Origin of the sequence: Thiohalophilus sp. (assembly GCF_031581315.1) — a bacterium.
Classification (GTDB): Bacteria; Pseudomonadota; Gammaproteobacteria; order UBA6429; family Thiohalophilaceae; genus Thiohalophilus.
Genome location: NZ_JAVLAZ010000171.1, coordinates 1 through 2,166 on the forward strand (window position 1 = coordinate 1; position 2,166 = coordinate 2,166).

Here is a 2,166-nt window from a genome sequence, read left to right on the forward strand (position 1 = left end):
CCAGCTCCCAGATCCGTTCGAGTTCCGGATTGGTGCGCTGCCAGCGGCCCTCGCGATCCATCACCCCGACGCCCACCGGTAGATGCTCGAGGATGCTGGCCAGTAGTCGCCGCTCCCGATTTAAATCTTCCTGGCGGGCATGGGCATCGGTGATGTCCTGGACGACGACCACGGCCCTGCTTACTACACCATCCTCGTCGCGTAAGGGCACAGCCGATTGCAGAATGACCCGGCGTTGGCCGTCAAATGCGGCGATCTCGATGGCTCGTGGCTCGACATCCTCTCCCCGCAGCGCACGCACCGCGCCCCAATCTTCACCGACCAGCGGGCGACCAGTTTCCAGATCCCAGCCTCGAAAGCTTTTAAGCTGCTCGTTGATATCGAGCTGCGACCAGTCATCCACACCCCAAATCCGCTTGCCCGCCGGGTTGTGAAGAACGAACCGGCCCTGCGTGTCCAGCACCCAGACGCCAACGGGCAAGGTGTCAAGCACCGTTCGCAGCAATCGCCGTTCACGTTCATGGGCCTGACGTTCCCGGTATTCGGTCGTGATGTCGGCCGCCAACGCCATCCGGCCCTCGTATTCGCCCCGAGGGCCGAACAGCGGAGAGGCGGAGATCCGCAATCGCAGAGACTCGTCGCCCCGGCGCAGGGTGTACTCGTATCGCTCGGCCTGGCCCGCCTCTCGGGCCGCTCTCACCTCCTCGATGCGGCGATTGAAATCCCCGGGAATGAAATCGCGGGCACTCTGCCCGATTACCTCGTCGCGGGAGACGCCGAAAATTTCGGCAGCCTTGCTGTTGACGATCAGGATGCGATCGTGGGCATCGAGCACGATGACCGCCTCGCCGGCCTGCTCGAGGAGTTGGGCGTAATGGGCCTCGCTGCGACGAAGCCGACTGATCAGGGGGTCGGTGGCCCGCCGGAATAGCAGGCCGCCGAGCAGGACCAGCACCCCGCCGATCACGGCAGCGACAGCGGCGCTGCGAATAAAAGGGGCACGAATCTCGGCGAGATCCTTCTTGGCCACCAAGCCCCAGCCGAGGCTCTCCAGCGGTTGGTAAGCTGCAAGCACGGTCTTGTGGAGATAGTCCTCGGCAATCACCGTCCCGGACTGGCCGGCGAGCGCCCTGCGCATGGGCTCGGCGGCAGTGCTGCTTTCGTTGACGTCGTGGGCGTGCTGCCTTCGCACGGATTCAGAGATACGGCTCCCCGGCGGCGCTTCCATCTCGGGGCGCTGGTGGAGAAAGATGACAATCTCGCCATCCTCCTCTCGCCCCACCACCAACTCGCCGGTTTCGCCCAATCCGGGCGAGGCGGCGAAGGCCGCCTCGACTTGGCTTAAGGTTGCTGCGGAGGCGCCATGGGCGAAGGGCCGGGTATCGTCGCCATGCCATTCGGGGCTGGTCATCCGGTCGAAGGCGGCGACCGCCTCGATCAGGGCGGCCTGGGTGGTGACCGTATCTTCCAGCGCCCTGCGCTCGGCCTGAAAGCCTTCCTGGTAGAGCAGAAAAGCCCCGATCACGATCGCCAGCAGGGTCAGGAGCGTCAGCACCAACCCCCACTGAATCAAGCGCCTTATCTCCGACATCACCTGCCTCCCAGGAAGCGATGGGGGCCGGGATTTCCCCGTGCCGCTTCGCTGATGCCCCGTCCGATGTCCAACCCCATGGTGTGGCGAGGGATGGAGGGTGGCGACTGCGCGAAGGCCATGCAGAAACCACCCTCTCCCGCGTCCCGGGCGCAGGCTGCAAAGAACTGGCAACCGCGGCCGGCATTGGTGTGCTGCCCGCCGTGCCGAACCCTCACAAGGCTAGACGATAGACTGTCTTTGGCGACAAAGTTGATCGCCTTTTGCGCACCAGCGGTCTGCTTGGAGGAAAGGAGTCTGATGAAATAGCCATCCATGCTATCGATTTATGCGGGAGCTACTGCCTTTCGAAGATGAGCAATCGTCTTCCCATTATCTACTGGCTAATGTAGCCATTTTCAGGGGAAACGCCGAGACCAGGGGGGCCGTCGAATAAAGCCCCACCCAGCCTAGCCCTCAGCAACACCAGCCAGCCCCCTCCGGCCGGGCCCGGATCGCGTGAGTGACCTACTGGTAGCGGCAGGCCCGGTTCCGCCCGCCCTCCTTTGCCCGGTACATGGCCGCGTCGGCCTGTT

General features: G+C 64.0%; 1 protein-coding gene. It reads right to left on the reverse strand.

From position 1 onward, the window contains the following. Positions 1–1,591: PAS domain S-box protein (locus tag RI563_RS13260; RefSeq protein WP_310694856.1), on the reverse strand; the 1,591-nt coding region annotated here is incomplete at its 3' end. Between the last annotated feature and the right edge of the window lie 575 nt (positions 1,592–2,166).